Here is an 18,101-nt window from a genome sequence, read left to right as displayed (position 1 = left end):
TCGTTAAAGGCCAGATTTCAGGCTAGCTTCAATAAACTTGTCCAGATCGCCATCTAACACGCTCTGGGTATTTCGGTTTTCAACGCCGGTACGTAGATCTTTAATACGTGCATCATCGAGCACGTATGAACGGATCTGGCTGCCCCAGCCAATATCTGACTTGGCGTCTTCGGCGGCTTGCTTATCAGCATTCTGTTTAAGCATTTCTAGCTCATACAGCTTTGCTTTTAACTGTTTCATCGCCGCATCACGGTTTTTATGCTGTGAACGGTCGTTCTGACATTGCACTACAGTGTTGGTCGGTAAATGCGTAATACGAATAGCCGACTCAGTTTTGTTTACGTGCTGACCACCCGCACCTGATGCGCGGTAGGTGTCAATTCTTAAGTCCGACGGATTGATATCAATCTCAATCGAATCATCAATTTCTGGGTAAACGAATACCGAACAGAAAGAGGTGTGACGCTTGCCTGATGAGTCAAATGGCGACTTACGTACTAAACGGTGTACACCGGTTTCGGTACGCAGTGAGCCAAAGGCATATTCACCGGTAAACTTAATTGTTGCGCCTTTAATACCGGCAACGTCACCCGCAGTGACTTCAATCAATTCCGGCTTATAGTCGTGGGCTTCGCCCCAACGTAAGAACATACGCAGCACCATATTGGCCCAATCCTGCGCTTCTGTTCCGCCCGATCCTGATTGAATATCTAAATAACAATCTGAAGCATCATGTGGTTTAGAGAACATACGACGGAACTCTAGTTCCTCAAGGCGTTTCTCTAAGCCCTGTAATTCCGCAGCAGCGTCGTTAAAGGTTTCTTCATCATCTTCTTCAACGGCTAGCTCTAGTAAGCCTTCGATATCTTCTAGGCCACTGTCCATATCGTCGATAGTCTTCACTACCGCTTCAAGTGCTGCACGCTCCTTGCCTAGGGCTTGGGCGTTTTCTGGATCATTCCAAACTTCAGAGCTTTCAAGCTCTCGGCTGACTTCTTCTAGACGCTCACTCTTGGCATCGTAGTCAAAGATACCCCCGAAGAAGGTCGGTACGGTCGGCGAGCTCCTTGATTTTGAATTTAACTGGATTTACTTCAAACATGATTTAATCAACTTTTAATTGCTAAGCGTTAATGGCCAAAAGCATTAACGGCTATGTTACTACGGCTGGAAAACCCGCTATTTTAACCCATGCTTTGCTCGAAACCTAGCGTCAAAAGCTCACAAAATAGCAATTTTATTCATCAAATGCCCTTCAAAGGCTAAAAACGATAATGCCCCCAACCAACAGCGCCTCTCACGGCAACGAAATATGCTCAACAAACCTTAAAGAATTAGGGATAACCTAGCTGTCTACACTCTGCACTTCTATACTATCCAAACAATGACATGCCACTTTGATGGTTGACGTTATTTATGCCCACAGATAGCCAGACGACTAAACAATGCCGTTACCATGAAAATAATCTACATACCTGTCGAGAGGTCGCAGGCGACTCAGGCCTGTGCTATTGGCATGATCCTAAAATCATCAAGAACAACCCCGATGATATTCATAAGCTTGAGGAGTTTGCCCGCCAAGGCGGTCAGCTCAGAGGCATCAGCCTTAACCACGCCAAACTCACCAATATCGATCTGGTACGCCACCAGCAAAAAGTCGGCTTCGATTTAAGTAACGCCGAACTCTATCGCGCCGACCTAAGCGGTGCCCATCTGTTTAATATCAAATTAGAAAATGCCAGCCTAATGAAAGCCGATCTACGAGACGCCACAGTGCACTGTGCCAACCTAGAAGATTGTAACCTGCTTGGAGTTAAGTGGCTCGGAACCAAAATTGAAAATATGCATACTGGCAACACCTTGCGCCAAGAAAGGCTAGCCCAAGCAGCGACAAAAGCTGGCGATAAAGAAAGAGCTATGGACTATTTAGAGCAAGCCGAAGAGATCTATCGTGACCTGCGCAAGGCTGCCGACAGAGAGGGGCTATTTGCCATGTCTGGGCAATATATTCGCAAAGAGCTCACCATGCGCCGCTACCAGATGCCCAGATATTGCCTTAAACGTGTTATCTCTAAGACTATCGATCTATTTTGTGGATACGGTGAAGCGCCGCTAAGAGTTGTCGGTTTCTCACTTATTCTTATTCTCATCAGCGCCGTGCTCTACTTCTTTACCGGGCTACAATACGAAGATAAGTTACAGGTCTTTAGTCTCAATAACGATTTCGCGACTAACTTCATTCTGTTTCTCGACTGTATTTACTATTCAGTTGTCACCTTCACTACGCTGGGCTATGGTGACTTTACCCCCATAGGGTTCTCTCGGGCTATTGCTGCTTTCGAGGCCTTCACGGGTAGTTTTACCATTGCGCTGTTCGTGGTTGTTTTCGTTAAGAAAATGACCCGATAACGTCAGTCATTAGCCATTTATAATCACTCCAACATCACTTTAAAACACCCCTTGATACTCAGATCACACATCAGACCAGCCACAATCATTCACGCGCACACTTACCACCCCACCTGTGAGCACGCCTGCATTTTCAGCGAAAACTTAACCTGCATTGTCAGCGTAAAAAAAGGCCGCAGGTATACTCAGAAAAATAAGATTTCGCCTAGTCCGTCTCAGTGAGTGCAGGTCTTACGTCAAGGTCGTCGACCTCAGCGCTAAGAGCCAGCAGTGACCCAATAAATAAAGGCCCATGCGATGAAACAAATAATAATTGATGGCAAGTCCTTAGTTGCCAATCAACAAGATACCCTACTCGATGCAGCGCTTAGCGCAGACATTGCTATTCCGAACCTTTGTAAGAGCAAAGCCAGTTCATTAGTCCACGACAGCAAACAGCACTGTAACCTATGCCATGTTGAGTTAGTTGGTCGTGATAACAGCATCACCAATGTCCGTGCCTGTGAAACGCGAGTTGCCGACATCAATGAGCAAAATATTGAAGTCATTACCCAATCTGCCGCACTGAGCAAACAGCGCAAAGCCGCACTACAAGTGATTTTGTCAAATCACTTTGCCGACTGTGAAGCCCCGTGCCAAACAGCCTGCCCTGCGGGTGTCGATGTGCAATCTTATCTGTACCATATTGCTCAAGGTGACCACAGCGAAGCAGTTAAAGTCATTAAGCAGACCTTACCTTTGCCACTTTCTATTGGCCGTGTCTGCCCCGCTTTTTGTGAAACTGAGTGTCGCCGAGGTTTAGTCGATGAGCCTGTGGCTATTCGCCAATTAAAACGTCACGCTGCCGATCTAGATCTTGAAGGCGAAAACCCATATGTACCGCCTAGATTGCCAGCAACCAATAAGAAAGTTGCCATCATAGGCAGTGGACCTGCAGGTATTTCTGCGGGTTATTACCTGTCTAATAATGGCCATGACGTGACTATTTTTGAGTCTATGCCACAAGCAGGTGGCTGGTTGCGCTACGGTATTCCTGAGTACCGACTACCCAAGGCGATTCTCGATAAAGAGATTGCGCTTTTGTGTAAAAACGGCCTGAATATTCAAACCGACACCCGTCTTGGCCGTGATATCCACCTTAACGGCTTGATTGAAGGTTTTGATGCTGTCTGTTTAGCCATTGGCGCGCAAAAAGCCGTGCCAATGAATTATCCAGGTATTGAGCTTGATGGTTGTTATTTAGGTGTGGATTATCTAAAAGATTACTGCACAGACAAGCAATACAGCACAGGTAAAAAGGTTGCTGTAATTGGCGGTGGTAATACTGCTATCGATTGCGCCCGCACAGCAAAACGCGATGGCGCTGATGTGACGCTAATTTATCGTCGTACTCGCGACGAAATGCCAGCTGAAGACTATGAAATTCATGAAGCTGAGCAAGAAGGGATTAAGTTCCACTTCTTGACCAACCCGATTGAGAATCACAGCGATGACAACGGCCGAGTGGCCAGCGTTACCTTTGAAGTCATGGCACTTGGAGAGCCAGATGCCTCAGGTCGTCGGAGCCCGACGTCAACCGGTGAAACTTTCATCGAAGCATTCGATACGGTGATCCCTGCAGTTTCGCAAACCCCAGACATGGACTTTCTTGAGCATCCTCAGAGCCAACTTGCCACAGGTGAAGTAGCCCTGACCCGCTGGAACACCTTCGAAGGTTGTGAGCACACCATGTCAGCCGGTCAATCGGCCGGACTCGATAAGCTATTTGTGATTGGTGACTCTCGTACAGGGCCTGCCACCGCGGTGGCTGCTGTAGCTGATGGTCGTAAAGCGGCTGATGCAATTGAGAAGTTACTCTCGCAAGGCCTCACATGTGAGCTAGTCAAACAGCCTTTTAATTCGACTAAAGCGGCCAAAACCAGCAGCCTTAAGTCATTTAAAGCTGATGCGTTATATCCATCGAATCCGGCGCAAGCTCGCAGCAAAATGCCTGAGCTAAGTGAACTGCAACGAGCACTAAATTTTAGTGAGGTTGAGCTAGGCTTTGAAGCTGATGAAGCCATGAAAGAAGCCGCGCGCTGTCTTGAATGCGCTTGTCAGGCAAATACTGACTGTAAGCTGCGAGATTATGCCACCGAATATAAGGTTAAGGCGTCAGAGTTAGATACCAGCGCGGCGCAGCACTTTAGCATAGACACCAGTGCACCATTTATCACTTTCGATGCTAACCGCTGTATCAGCTGTGGTTCATGTGTCGAGATCTGTCAAAGTGCCAGTGGCCACAACGCTATCTCGTTTGCCAAAGATCATTACCAAGCCATTCCAATGTCTTGTGACAGCTCATATAGCAGTAATGAGCGCAGAGCACCGCGTGTTGGCTTTAGCGCCTCGATGAATGACAGTGACTGTGTACAGTGCGGTAACTGCGTACAAGTGTGCCCAACAGGCGCATTAGTCGATGCCCGCAATAAGACTCAAGGCTTAACCACAGCGCAAAAGGCACCGCTTAAGATGGTATCAACCATCTGTACCTACTGTGGTATTGGTTGCCGAGTGAACATGCATGTTGACGAGCAAAAGAATCAAATCTTACAGATCAGTGGCGATACCTCATCACCAGTGAATGAAGGTATGTTGTGCGTTAAAGGTCGCTTTGGCTTTGACTTTGTTGGCAGTGATAAGCGCCTAACCACGCCATTGGTCCGTAAAAATGGTGAGTTAGTCCCTGCAAGTTGGGATGAAGCAATTTCTGTAGTTGCTCAGCGTTTTGCACAGATAAAACAAGTCTATGGCGACAAAGCGATTGCCGGACTTTCTTCTGCAAAAGCCACTAACGAAGATAACTACGTTTTCCAGAAGTTCTTCCGCAGCGTGCTTGGCAACAACAACGTTGACCACTGTGCCCGCCTTTGCCACGCATCGACGGTAACCGCACTACGCGAAAGCCTTGGCAGCGGCGCGATGACTAACGATATTCCGAGTATCAAAGATAGCGACCTTATCTTTATCCTTGGCTCTGACACCGAAAGCGCTCACCCAATTATCGCCTCTAAGATCAAGCAAGCATTGACAGAGCATGGCGCTCGCCTAATCGTTGCCGACCCTAAGCGTGTCTCTATTGCCGACAAAGCTCAGCTTTATGTGGCGCAAAGACCAGGTTCTGATGTGATGTTGATCAATGCGATTATGCAACAGATCATCAAAAACGATTGGCATGATTTAGATTACATTCAGGCTCGAGTCGAAGGCTTTAGTCAGCTCTATGATGAAGTGATGAGCACGGATTACAGTCTAAAGAACGCCGAAGTAATCACTGGGGTTAGCGCTAAAGATATTATCGAAATGGCGCGCCTTATCGGTACCGCAAAGAAAACGGCTATCTACTATGCTATGGGGATCACCCAGCATACTTCAGGCCACGATAACGTTACCGCGATATCGAACCTGCAGCTACTATGCGGCAATATCGGCCTTAAAGGCGCAGGCATTAACCCTCTTCGCGGCCAGAGTAACGTTCAGGGGGCCTGCGATATGGGCGCACTGCCTAACTACTTCAGTGGTTATCAGAAACTTGATGACCCGTTAGTGCAGATGCGCTTCCGTGAAGCTTGGGGTAAGCAAGATCTTTGTGCCGATATTGGTTTCTCAGCTACCGAAATGATGCACGCCCTCACACACGGCGAGCTAAAGGGTCTATATGTGATGGGTGAAAACCCTGTTCTTAGCGATCCGGATCAGAAGCACGTACTACAAGGCTTAGCCGCTGCAGAGTTTGTGGTGGTGCAAGATATCTTCTTAACGGAAACCGCTGAACTGGCCGATGTCGTTTTGCCCGCTGCAGCCTTTGCCGAAAAGCTTGGCCACTTTACCAATACCGAACGCCGTGTACAGCAGCTGCTACCCGCAGTAACACCGCCGGGCTTAGCTAAGAATGATTGGGAGATCATTCAGCTTATTGCCAGCCAAATGGGCGAAGACTGGGGCTACCAGAGTGAGAAGCAAATTTGGCATGAGATCACCGAGGTGACACCACAATACCGCGGTATTACTTGGAAAGTGATCGATAGCCTGACGGAAAACGGTCGTTTAGGTCTACAGTGGCCCTGTCCGGCTGAAGGCCATCCGGGAACGCCTATTCTGCACACTTCTCAATTTACTCACGGCAAAGGTAAGATGCGTGCGGTGCATTACCGCCTGCCCGCTGAAATGCCATGTGACGAGTATCCGTTGATCTTATCGACAGGTCGCTTATTAGAGCAGTTCCACACAGGTACCATGACTCGTAAAACCGAAGGCCTTAACCAGCTAGGTGGTGCCAAGGTAATGATCTCGGTATTTGATGCTGAAAAGCTCGGGGTCAACAATGGCGACATGCTCAAGTTGAGCACCCGTCGCGGTGAAATTGAGATCAAAGCCTTTGTCACCAAACGCGCTCAAGCTGGGGTGTTATTCTTGCCGTTCCACTTCGCTGAATCGGCTGCAAATAAACTCACCAATAATGCGCTCGATCCAGTAGCGAAAATCCCTGAGTTTAAGGTTTGTGCCGTTAAAGCCGAAAAGGTTGAGTCGTTGCAGGCTGAAGCTGTGCTTGTATAGAGCTTGTATAGAACCTGTATAGGCTTAGTCCAAACAAGCATAAGAAAAAGGCCGTTAGCGCATGCGCTAACGGCCTTTTAATTTTACGATTACTTAGCCTACAAACGCGCCGATTAATGCGCCAGTCACACCAAAGCCTGCGACTAAGATAAAGATATTTGGCTTAAAGATTTTAAATAGACCAAAACCTAATACCACCAGCGCCATATCAAGAGGTGATAACACCGCACTGGTAAAGATAGGCGTATACAGCGCCGCTAACAAAAAGCCCACCACACAAGCATTCACGCCCGCTATCGCACCGGTTACTTGTGGCCTAGCACTAATGGCATGCCAGCTTTTAAGCGCCACTAGCATCAATAAAAAGCCCGGCAGGAATATTGCCAGCGTTGCTACAAGCGCACCAATTAGCGGCTGCTCAATCCAGATCTCGGCCCCTAAAAAAGCTGCCAAGGCAAACATTGGCCCAGGTACCGCCTGCGCTAAGGCATAACCGGTTAAGAACTGATCGTTACTGACGGCATCACCCACGCTTTGCTGCAGTAGCGGTAACACCACATGGCCGCCACCAAACACCATACTACCCACTTGGTAAAACTGACTAAATAGGTCGGTTAAGTTGTTGATGCCTGTTTGACTCGACATCGCAATTACCACTAGTGAGGCCAGTAGCAAACCAACGAATAAACTTAGCCAAAAGAAGTTAAGCTTAACCGGCTGCGACGCTGCAGGCGCGCCGTCATCGAGCTCTGATGACAGCCCTGATTCCTCACCTAATGACAAATAGTGTCGGCCAACCAAAGCCGCGGCAATTAATAAACCAAACTGCATAAGCATTGAGGGTTGTAGCAAGATAATTACGCAGCTCATCAACATTAACAGCTTGGCCTGTTTACGCTGACAAAACTGCTTAAACATAATCCAAATAGCATCGGCTACCACTACAACAGCGAGCAATTTTAGGCCATGAATAATGCCTTGAGTAAATGAATAATCGAGCCATTGGCTACTGGTTACCGCCAGTAAAAACAGCAAAATAAATGAAGGCAGCGTAAAACCTAAAAACGCAGCAATACCGCCTAATAAGCCACCTCTATGATAACCAATGGCAAAACCCACCTGACTCGAGCCCGGCCCTGGCATAAACTGGCTTAAAGCAACTAAACTGCCGTAATGTTTATCATCCAGCCAATTAAGTTCTTGTACAAAGGTCTGCCTAAAGTAACCGATATGCGCAGCAGGGCCACCAAAGGAAACTAGACCAAGGGAGAAAAAACGTAGAAAAATTTGAAACATAATTATCCATATTAAAGCGCCCTAAACAGCGCTTTTTTGTTCAGTACTTGCCGCACAGTATGACATTAACGTTACAGTTTAATGAAACCCAAGTCACAGTAACAAAATGCAACATTCTAAGGCTGTTTAACAAAGCGGTCGTTATCAAAATTGACTCAGGTATAAACTATCAATCAAGCCGCAACGTATCAAAATCAGCTAAGGTTTGCCTATCACCAATGGTCTGCTCGAGCCATTCAATAACTTCTGTTGCCGTACTTCTGTAGGTTGTTAACTTTCCACCATAAAGACTCAATAAGTTTGGATGGCTTGGCTGAGTTTTCAGTATCGTGTCTCTTGGCCGATCGAATGCTGTGCCCGCCTGCTCTGGCAATACTCTAACTCCACAAAAGCTATCAAGTAGCCGCTCCTTTAACGCGTTTACATCGCCAAAACAGGAAAAATAATGACTGTAGATCCCCAGTAAATAATCCACCTCTTCGGGCGTTACCTTAGGTTGGCTGTCTAGTGATGCTAAAACTGTTTCTGTAGTGCCAATAAGGGTTCGTCCCTTCCAAGGCATCACGAACACCACTCGCTTGTCGAAGCAAGACTCCAAATAGAGAATACCGTCATTAGCAGGAATATCGAGCAGTAGGTGGCTACCCTGCACCCATTCAATTGGCACTGAGGTTATCGGTGGAAAAACCGTTTCAAGCACCTGATTAACCCATGGTCCCGCGGTATTCACCACTGCTAACGCCTCAACTTGGTGCTCCATGGATGAATATTGATACCGAACTAGGCACTGCTCTTGTAAATGTTCAATATGGGTACATTGAGCGTGCTCAAGCACATCTGCTCCAAGGGAGCGAGCATTCTTAATTACGGCCTGAGTTAACATTTTGTCGTCAGTTTGCGCATCCCAATATTGATACACAGCCTTGAGCCCTTTGAGTTTAAGCCCTTTAATTTTCGACCAATGCACAGAAGGAACTGACTTAAACTGTCCAAGAGCATCGAAGTCACTCAACATGGCATACAAGCTAAGCCCAGCCCTTATTGCCCAAGGACTACGACGGCTGTTTTCATATACGGGAATATAGAAAGGAATAGGGCTGACCAAGTTAGGAGCAAGTTTTAACAGAGCCTTGCGTTCGGCTAGAGACTTTCTCACTAACGGCAGTTGGCCTGACTCTAAATAGCGCAGTCCACCATGAATGAGTTTACTGGAATTAGCTGAGGTCTGGGCCGCAATAGTCTCCTTCTCAAGCAGTAGCACACTGTAGCCAGCGGCCGCAGCGCACTGGGCAATACCAGCTCCGTTGATGCCTCCACCTATGACTAGCAGATCGACTGTCGCCATTTCAGCTCCTTGAATATAAGTCCTGCTTTTGTTTTTACTAAAAAAAGCTCTCTGTATGTTCGATCTGGCTATACTCAAATTCACAAGCAGCTCAAACAGATTTTAGATAAGCCTATTCGAAAATTATCAACACCTATAGCTCCAACATACTTGTGTTAATGGAAAAAATCGATGCTTTAATTCCCCCATCCTACCAATACTTTCTAGCCCAAATAACTGATCACTACTTCATTACGCAACAAAGCCAATAAAATCGCTTACTTCATCATTAGAATTATTAATCTAAAGATGATTGCATTTGGGTTAGTAATGGCATAAATTCTCACCGAATTTGGAAGATCTGACTGTTTTCATGTAGTAGTTTTTCAAACGATTCTTATCGTTATCAAGGATGTTTAAGATGAAATCTCTAGCCGCTGTTTGTTTATTGTTCGCAGGTAGTGCGGTTGCACAATGTGATAATAAGACCCACATTGTTGACATTCCCTACGCAAAAAACAGCTCCTATTTTGAAGGCCATTATGGCTCTCTACTAGATAAACTTGCGAAAGATACCCAAGCGGGTACCGGCTATTTGCTGCTGCAATTTGATGTCAGTCAAAATCAATCATCTGAAGAAAAGCGTCAGTATAATAAGTGGCTAGCAGAGCGTCGTATCGAAAGAGTTAAAAACCAGCTTAACAAGGCGAATTTCTCTGTTCCAGTAATCACCCGCATATTGACCGCAAGTAATGATATAACTCGAAGTGTATCAGTCACTTGGTGCCCAGATGAAACTGATTACCAAGTTATACAGGTCGCTAGCAAAGCTGAGTAAGCAAGGCTCGGACATCAGTCTGCAGGCTTATGCCTCAATAAACTTACGATATGGGTTTGTCGCTATCCTAAAATAGCTGCAAATCCAATATAAACCTATCCAGCGGTGTGCCTATCTACTGATTGCTTTCACAAGCGGTTAGCCCCATCAAAGCCCCCCTTCACGACAACACTCTTAGATAATTAATCTATTCTTAATCAAGCTTTTATAATTATTACTAAAAGTTTCATTTTGTTACCTAAAACTAGCCATAGTTCGCAAAAGTTACTTATTCGAGATTCCAGTAGCAAAAACAAAACATTAATTTAGCAATTACTAACCATTGTCGTAGAGTAATAGTAACCTAATTTTCAGTTCATGCTTCATTTGCTTTTTGGAGTTCGCATGGTCAAATCCGCTCTATTATTCATTGCTATATTTCTCTCAAGCCTTTCAATTCCCAGCTTTGCAGCTAGCAGTGCTGTTGGCAGCACAGCCACTAATGAAGCCAGCCTATGGCACTACACCAATGCTCAGGGAGAGCTTAAGGTAAAACTCTATTTTTTCTGGTCTAAGACCTGCCCTCACTGCGCCGAGGCTCACCCATTTATCGACAGTTTGCCCGAGCGTTACTCCTGGCTAGAAGTGGAAGATCATATGATCACCGCGCCTGATACTATGGAAGTATGGCAAGAGGTCGCTAAACAGACTGGCACAGAAGCCCGCTCTGTACCTTACTTCGCTAGCGGTGAAAAGGCAGTTGTTGGCTATAGCAGCCAAGCTGTAACAGGTGAATTTTTAGTACAGCGTTTAAAGTCTTATTACGTGTCATTGGGCGGTAAGCTATCTCCTGAAGCCGAAGGTCAATACACAGAGGCAGCGCCTGCGACAGCAGGCTTATTTTCAACTTGCAGTGAAAGTGACAGCCAAGCAGGTGGTGATGGCACCTGTGATTTAGGCCTTGATACCAGCAATGAGCTAGTAAGCTCTGATGTGCAACCTGTGGAGCTACCACTTGTGGGTGTTGTTCACCCTGAGCAGATGTCATTACCCTTGCTAACCGTGGTTTTAGCTGGAGTTGATGCCTTTAACCCTTGTGCCTTCTTCGTATTGCTGTTTCTGCTATCAATAATGGTTAATGCCAAGAGCCGCACCCGCATGCTAATTGTAGGCGGGATCTTCGTGTTTTTCTCCGGCTTTATCTACTTCATCTTTATGAGCGCTTGGCTCAATATCTTCCAGTTACTTGGCGCGGGGAGTGATGGGGGTTGGATTATTCTCGGCGCTGGTATGTTGGCGCTGGTAGCAGGCGCGGTGAACATAAAAGACTACTTCTTTACCAAAGGCGAGGTCACCTTGTCGATGTCTGCCGAGAACCGCACTGGCCTCATTAAACGCATGGGTAAGTTAACTAGTGCTAGCAGCATGACCGCTATGATTGCCGGCACTGTGGTGTTATCGATTTTAGCTAACGCCTATGAATTACTGTGCACCGCTGGCTTCCCGATGATTTACACCAGCGTGTTATCTATGCATGACTTGGATACCTTCGAGCGCTATATGTACCTGGTTATGTATAACCTGGTGTATGTCATCCCGCTAGCCTGTATTGTTATCGCCTTCAGTGTATCGCTAGGTAAGCGCAAATTGACCGAGAAAGAGGGTCAAACCCTTAAGCTAATGTCAGGCATCATGATGATGGGCCTAGGTGGTATGTTAGCCCTTGACCCGACAGCGTTGCAGAATGTGGCTTTAGCGATTGGGCTTATCTTAAGCTCTATCGTATTGACCATTATCATTACCCTTATTCGCAAGGGTATTGAGAAAGCTCAAGCAGCAAAGTCATAACGTAAATGAATAAAGGTCTTAGCTTATGATTAAGCTAAGACCTTCTACCATAAAACAAGGACCTAGGCCCTAGTACGCTGCGCTGCGAGGACGGGCTAAAACCCAACCAACAAAAGACCTAAGCAGTTCTTCCCGTCTCAGCTTGAACCGTCTTAGCCTTGTGCTTTTCCGTCTCAGCCCTTCCTAGAACCTGCTTTCTAGAACCTGCTTTTCCGTCTCAGGCATCACTCCTGCTAAGCATGAATTTCACCACGAAGCGCTGCGCTTTCACGAAGAGCACGAAGGTAAAGATAAAGAATTGAAAACCAAGTCCGTAAACAGCCACGCATGTTTATACGCTTCGGCCCAGGCAGGCTTTCGACATAAGACTGAAAAACAATCAATTTACATCCATATGTTACAACTGATACCTTGAGTAAAAGCACTAAGCAACTCGCGACGTAATCCTGCTGCTAATCAATAAGCTGTTATGCCGTAGTAAGGACTAGAAAATGATCGAAAGGAAGCAAGGGATATATCAGGGACGAAGTAAGTCTTCGGCATATAAGGATCTAGTTTGGACTGTTGCGACATCATCGGATACAGCACTGGATATAGCGGGACAAACAAAACTAACCCTAGAAACCATATCAAAAAATTTAATTGAACTGGGCTCAGACAGATCAAAAATTGTCAGCGCTCAGGTTTATATTTCTGATATGCAGTCGAAACCGCTCATGGACAAAGAATGGTGTGAGTGGATAGGTAGTAATCCAGAACATTGGCCCCAAAGAGCTTGTCTTGGTGTCGCCCTTGAAGGAAATGTGCTAATTGAAGTGACGGTTACAGCAGTTAAACGATAGAGTGCAGCTAAAAAAACAGGGAGTAGATTTTTATGGATGAAGTTTTTATCGCTTTTGTCGTGGTGGCATTGATTGTTGTCTACTGCGAATTAAGAGTGATCAAGCAAAAGGTCAATATGCTCGAAAACAAGATTGATACCTTGTTGGAAAAGAATGGCATTTTTTACGATAAAAAATTGCATGTATCCAAGGATGTTTTAACTGCACTTTCATTGGGACATAAACTAAAAGCGATTAGGTTGTATAGTAAGCAAACTGGCGCTTCTTTCAAAGATGCTCAAGCGACTATCGATAGACTAATAAGCAATACATAACTAGGCCAAATAAAGTGAAGTATACAGCGACCTAGATCCTAGGACGCTGCGAGGACGGGCTGCGCCCTGCTAGGAAAATCAAAAGCCGACGGGCTAAAGCCCAACCTACAAAAGACCTAAGCAGCTCTTCCCGTCTCAGCTTGAACCGTCTTAGCCTTGTGCTTTTCCGTCTTAGCCCTTCCTAGAACCTGCTTTTCCTAGGACCTAGGACCTAGGCCCTGCTTTTCCGTCTCAGCCTTAACCGTCTTGCCTTTTGCTTTTCCGTCTCAGCCCTTCCTAGAACCTGCTTTTCCTCGAACCTAGGGCCTTCTTCAAAAGATACACTCTGTAACACGACTTATCTCAAGTCACTCACGACTAAGCCGATAACTGAGTAACATTAACGATGTAATCAACTTATCGAGACCGCTATGGCTATTTCACTGTCTGCACCCAATATTGATCCTAACTTAAGCCATGGTAGCGTTGGCGTAAAAGTCGCTCAAATGGCTAAAGCACAACAAGAGATGCAAGGCGAAATGGCGCTGCAATTGATTAATGCCGCCATTCCAGATGTGCCTGCTGCACCTGTAGGAAATAGCGGCCATAATATCAATACCACGGCCTAAAGAGTCACACCATCAAGCTTCTCTCGTAGTTAGTCGTAGGAGCTAAAGTCGCGACGACTTAAAGAGCTTGATGCTCAGAGCAATAACAATCTCTGCCGCTAGACTTGGCTTGATATAACAGCTTATCAGTCATCCCTAGCAGCTGAGCAGGAACCATTCCCTCTTGCCACTGCGCTACACCTTGAGAGACGGTAACATAGCCTGAAACTTTCGAGCTTGGGTGGTGCAGTTCTGCATCCGATATTGCCTGTTTAATCTTTTCAGCGACTCGAATAGCACCGCCTAAATCGGTATCAGGCAACGCGATAACAAACTCTTCTCCGCCGTAGCGAGCCACCAGATCTCTTGGTCGCTCTACAGCACTATTTAACACGCTGGCGACCTTTTTTAGGTACTTATCGCCCATTTGATGGCCTAAGGTATCGTTTAAAGGTTTAAAAAAGTCCACATCGACCATAATCACTGATAGCGGCTGCTCACTCCTCAGTGATGCTTTTATCTCTTGAGATAACACATCATCAAAGTGACGACGATTACTGATATTAGTCAAACCATCAATTAAGGCTAAGCGCTTAAATTGCTCTAACAGCTTCTTTTTTTCTATGCTCCGCATCACCGCCATAAAAAACCAGCCTGAGATAATCTTTTGTCCGGATAAAATAATCCCCAAGAAACACAAAAATTTTGTGATGGGATAAATCAGCACTGTCGAGTACTCAAGCGCATGATAAGCCGAGCTAAACACCAAGAAAGGTAAGATCCCGAGTAGCATCACATTTCGGTTTGGAAACAGGGCGAGTGCAAAGACTAATACTAATATATCTGCTAACGACTCAATGCCATGCATATTCTGCTCTGCTAACGAAGCTAAACTTATTAGCAAGTAGCACCATGAGGCGATGAGCATAATAAGGTAAGAATAGGCCTGCTTTACAGATATCTGTGACAAAGCACGGATCTTGCCCCTTACTAATCCTAACCCCAGTCCAATTGTGATTAACAGTGGCACAAACTTAGCGTGCAAGGTAACGATTTTAAAATCGTCGCTATCAACATAATAAGTATTAATCAGGACTACAAATGCGAGCACCCAGCTGACATAGGTTGCCCAGAGAATACCGCTCTTGATAATAGTAAAAGCTTCACTCTGCAGCTGAGCTTGATATTGGTGGGACTTCAAAACGGACTCCAATTGGAGGTAAGTGAATTTAACTTACCCCATTAAAAGCGTGTCTCTCAACACCTTATAAACTGTTTTACCTAACACGGCTTTACCTAACACGGCTTTATCTAACACTGTTTCAACTAACACTGCTTCAACCTAAAAAAAGCCAGCATATAGCTGGCTTTTTATTAACGACAAATCGTTTTAGGCTGCGACATTTTCACTGCTAACATTACCGCTAGAATCATCCACATCGTGACGAATTAAGTAATCAAATGCGCCTAACGATGCGGTTGCGCCGCTGCCCATGGCAATAATGATCTGTTTGTAAGCCGAGTTGGTCACATCACCAGCGGCAAAAATACCAGGTACAGAAGTTTCGCCTTTGCCGTCGACAATAATCTCGCCGCGCGCCGTCATATCTATGGTGTCTTTTAGCCACTCAGAGTTTGGTACTAAACCTATTTGCACAAATATGCCCGCAAGCTCAACATGATGACTTTCGCCTGTGGCTCTATCTGTATAGTTAAGGCCGTTAACGCGCTTACCATCGCCAGTGACTTCGGTAGTCATCGCTTGGGTGATGATCTCTATGTTGCCCATAGATTTGGCCTTACGCTGCAACACCTCATCGGCGCGCAATGCTTTATCAAACTCTAGTACAGTAACGTGCTCAACAATATTAGCTAAGTCAATTGCCGCTTCGATACCTGAGTTACCGCCACCGATTACCGCAACGCGCTTACCTTTAAACAGAGGTCCATCACAATGTGGGCAGTATGCTACACCGCTACCGCGATACTCTTGCTCACCTGGTACGTTCATTTCGCGCCAGCGAGCACCGGTTGCTAGCAATACTGTTTTGCTGCGCAGCACCGCGCCATTTTCCAGCTTTAATTCGAATAACTCGCCAGACTTAAGGCTTAAAGCGCGCTGGTTGTTCATGATATCGACATCATATTCATGCACATGAGCTTCAAGATTCGCCACCAGCTTTGGACCTTCGGTTGCCTTAACTGAGATAAAGTTTTCGATGCCTACGGTTTCAGCAACTTGACCACCAAACTTATCGGCCACGATACCAGTACGTAGCCCTTTACGAGCCGCGTAAATTGCCGCCGATGCACCCGCTGGCCCGCCGCCAACCACTAACACTTCGAATGGTTCTTTGTCATTAAGCTGCTCGGCTTTTCTACCTGCTGCGTTGACATCAAGCTTATTTAAAATTTCAACCGTGCTAATAGCACCCATTGAGAACTGCTCGCCATTTAAGTATACAGACGGCACCGCCATGATGTTGCGCTCATTCACTTCATCCTGGAACAAGGACCCGTCAATCATCACGTTAGTGATATTTGGGTTAATCGCCGCCATCATGTTCAGCGCCTGAACGACTTCCGGGCAGGTCTGACAGCTGAGTGACACATAGGTCTCGAAGCGGTACTCACCCGGTAATTGACGAATTTGCTCTATCACATCGGCTTCAAGCTTAATTGGATGGCCACCACTGTGCAGCAACGCAAGTACTAGTGAGGTAAACTCATGGCCCATTGGCAGACCCGCAAAAGTAATTTTACTATTCAATTGCGGGTTAATTACCGACATTGATGGCGTACGCTCGCCGACTTGCTCTGTTACCGAGATAAGTGAAGACAAACTATTAATATCTGCCGCTAACGACTTAAGCTCTTGTGCTTTTTGGCTGTCATCAGCAGATACAAGCAGCTCAACTGGATGCTTGAGGTTCTGCAAATAAGTGTTCAGTTGATTCTTTACGTTTGCATCTAACATGATGACTCCTAAATATCTTAAAGCTAATCTGTGATCCGCGTTTTACAGGCAGCAACAACTCTCGGCGCTTGCCTAGCACTCGCGATAAAAATAAAAAGTGATATAGAAAATAAAAAGTTTGTACAGTCTAGCGTTTGCTCGTTTCAATAAATGTAAATATGAGCTTGGTAAGAGATTGTTCAGCCTAGATTACAGGGGGAAGCTAGACTGAACCGTGGAGATGAAATCTCTTGATGACTTTGTTGAGTGTTAGCGAGAGATGGGGCTCGCTAACACGCTATCATCTATTGACTAATTAAATCTTGCCAACTAGGTCAATTGAAGGAGCTAGAGTCGCTTCACCTGGCTGCCATGCTGCTGGGCAAACTTCGCCGTCGTGAGTTGCAACATACTGAGCAGCTTGAATTTTACGAACTAGCTCTGCTGCGCTACGACCAATACCTAGGTCATGTACTTCAGCAACTTTGATCTCGCCTTCTGGGTTAATAACAAACGTGCCGCGTAGTGCTAGACCGTCTTCCTCAATCATCACACCGAAGTTACGTGTGATAGTACCAGTTGGGTCACCAATCATTGGGTACTGGATCTTACCGATTGTGTCAGAACTTGCGTGCCATGCTTTGTGAGTGAAGTGAGTGTCAGTCGATACTGAGTAAACCTCAACGCCCATAGACTGTAGCTTCTCGTAATGGTCAGCCATGTCGCCCAGCTCAGTTGGACATACAAACGTAAAGTCAGCTGGGTAGAAGAATACGACAGACCACTTACCTAATAAATCTTGCTCTGTTACTGGGTGGAAGTCACCGTTGTGAAAAGCAGTTGCTGAGAATGGCTTAATTGTAGAGTTGATAATTGACTGATGCATTTTATCTTCCATTTAGTAATTAAAAATAAGTTGATGATGATTTTCTATTTAAATCAACAAACTGGATGAGTGATGATGAGTCTCTTAAAGCCAGTTCGTTTTCGATGTAAGCATAGTAGTCGAGAAAAACGATTTGTCATAACGAGTAAAAGCTATCATCCTAATCGATAATTCCGAATAGAATTAACAACTCAATGATATTAAGCAGTTAGATATGATTATGCAG

Annotated in this window: 13 protein-coding genes; 7 read left to right on the top strand and 6 right to left on the bottom strand. The window is 45.7% G+C overall.

Features of this window, described 5'->3' with window-relative positions; genetic code table 11:
• Positions 1–3: 3 nt before the first annotated feature.
• Positions 4–1,102, bottom strand: a protein-coding gene (prfB, locus tag K5Q73_RS12815) for a peptide chain release factor 2 (protein WP_220759125.1) whose coding sequence is annotated in 2 segments (ribosomal slippage) — positions 4–1,026 and positions 1,028–1,102 — 1,098 coding nt in all. Because the reading frame shifts where the segments join, the coding sequence is not laid out codon by codon here.
• Between the two features lie 314 nt (positions 1,103–1,416).
• On the opposite strand from prfB, the gene K5Q73_RS12810 reads away from it, so the two are divergent.
• On the top strand, positions 1,417–2,409 hold the full coding sequence (locus tag K5Q73_RS12810; protein WP_220759124.1) for an ion channel: 993 nt from the start codon (positions 1,417–1,419) through the stop codon (positions 2,407–2,409).
• 297 nt (positions 2,410–2,706) lie between these two features.
• Positions 2,707–7,005 carry a formate dehydrogenase subunit alpha gene (gene fdhF, locus K5Q73_RS12805; protein ID WP_220759123.1) on the top strand — a complete coding sequence of 1,433 codons (4,299 nt, stop codon included), beginning with the start codon at positions 2,707–2,709 and terminating at the stop codon, positions 7,003–7,005.
• Positions 7,006–7,098: 93 nt separating this feature from the next.
• On the opposite strand, the gene chrA is transcribed toward fdhF, so the two are convergent.
• Together chrA and K5Q73_RS12795 are read right to left on the bottom strand one after the other, a co-directional pair.
• A complete protein-coding gene (chrA, locus tag K5Q73_RS12800; protein ID WP_220759122.1) occupies positions 7,099–8,301 on the bottom strand; it encodes a chromate efflux transporter in 1,203 nt (400 codons plus the stop codon).
• 169 nt (positions 8,302–8,470) lie between these two features.
• Positions 8,471–9,646, bottom strand: coding sequence for a glycerol-3-phosphate dehydrogenase/oxidase (locus K5Q73_RS12795; RefSeq protein WP_220759121.1), 1,176 nt, complete (start codon positions 9,644–9,646; stop codon positions 8,471–8,473).
• 400 nt (positions 9,647–10,046) lie between these two features.
• On the opposite strand from K5Q73_RS12795, the gene K5Q73_RS12790 reads away from it, so the two are divergent.
• The 5 genes from K5Q73_RS12790 to K5Q73_RS12770 all read left to right on the top strand — a co-directional run bounded on the left by K5Q73_RS12790 (position 10,047) and on the right by K5Q73_RS12770 (position 14,054).
• Positions 10,047–10,463, top strand: coding sequence for a hypothetical protein (locus K5Q73_RS12790; protein WP_220759120.1), 417 nt, complete (start codon positions 10,047–10,049; stop codon positions 10,461–10,463).
• A 384-nt stretch (positions 10,464–10,847) separates the two neighbouring features.
• The gene (locus K5Q73_RS12785; protein ID WP_220759119.1) at positions 10,848–12,290 is read left to right on the top strand and encodes a thioredoxin family protein; all 1,443 of its coding nucleotides are present in this window, start codon (positions 10,848–10,850) and stop codon (positions 12,288–12,290) included.
• 491 nt (positions 12,291–12,781) lie between these two features.
• The gene (locus K5Q73_RS12780) at positions 12,782–13,132 is read left to right on the top strand and encodes a RidA family protein (protein ID WP_220759118.1); all 351 of its coding nucleotides are present in this window, start codon (positions 12,782–12,784) and stop codon (positions 13,130–13,132) included.
• Positions 13,133–13,164: 32 nt separating this feature from the next.
• Entirely contained in the window at positions 13,165–13,446 is a 282-nt protein-coding gene (locus K5Q73_RS12775) for a hypothetical protein (protein WP_220759117.1), read from the top strand.
• A 410-nt stretch (positions 13,447–13,856) separates the two neighbouring features.
• Positions 13,857–14,054 carry a cytoplasmic protein gene (locus K5Q73_RS12770; protein WP_220759116.1) on the top strand — a complete coding sequence of 66 codons (198 nt, stop codon included), beginning with the start codon at positions 13,857–13,859 and terminating at the stop codon, positions 14,052–14,054.
• A 58-nt stretch (positions 14,055–14,112) separates the two neighbouring features.
• On the opposite strand, the gene K5Q73_RS12765 is transcribed toward K5Q73_RS12770, so the two are convergent.
• The 3 genes from K5Q73_RS12765 to ahpC all read right to left on the bottom strand — a co-directional run bounded on the left by K5Q73_RS12765 (position 14,113) and on the right by ahpC (position 17,875).
• Positions 14,113–15,234 carry a membrane-associated sensor domain-containing protein gene (locus K5Q73_RS12765; RefSeq protein ID WP_259650686.1) on the bottom strand — a complete coding sequence of 374 codons (1,122 nt, stop codon included), beginning with the start codon at positions 15,232–15,234 and terminating at the stop codon, positions 14,113–14,115.
• 189 nt (positions 15,235–15,423) lie between these two features.
• Positions 15,424–17,010: an alkyl hydroperoxide reductase subunit F gene (gene ahpF, locus K5Q73_RS12760; protein ID WP_220759114.1), complete on the bottom strand. Its 1,587-nt coding sequence runs from the start codon at positions 17,008–17,010 to the stop codon at positions 15,424–15,426.
• Between the two features lie 295 nt (positions 17,011–17,305).
• Positions 17,306–17,875: an alkyl hydroperoxide reductase subunit C gene (ahpC, locus tag K5Q73_RS12755; protein ID WP_220759113.1), complete on the bottom strand. Its 570-nt coding sequence runs from the start codon at positions 17,873–17,875 to the stop codon at positions 17,306–17,308.
• Positions 17,876–18,101 lie beyond the last annotated feature (226 nt).

The organism is Shewanella sp. MBTL60-112-B2 (assembly GCF_019655055.1).
In the GTDB taxonomy this organism is placed as follows: domain Bacteria; phylum Pseudomonadota; class Gammaproteobacteria; order Enterobacterales; family Shewanellaceae; genus Shewanella.
The sequence above is the reverse complement of the archived record's forward strand: the minus strand, read 5'-3'. Positions and strand labels throughout refer to the sequence as shown.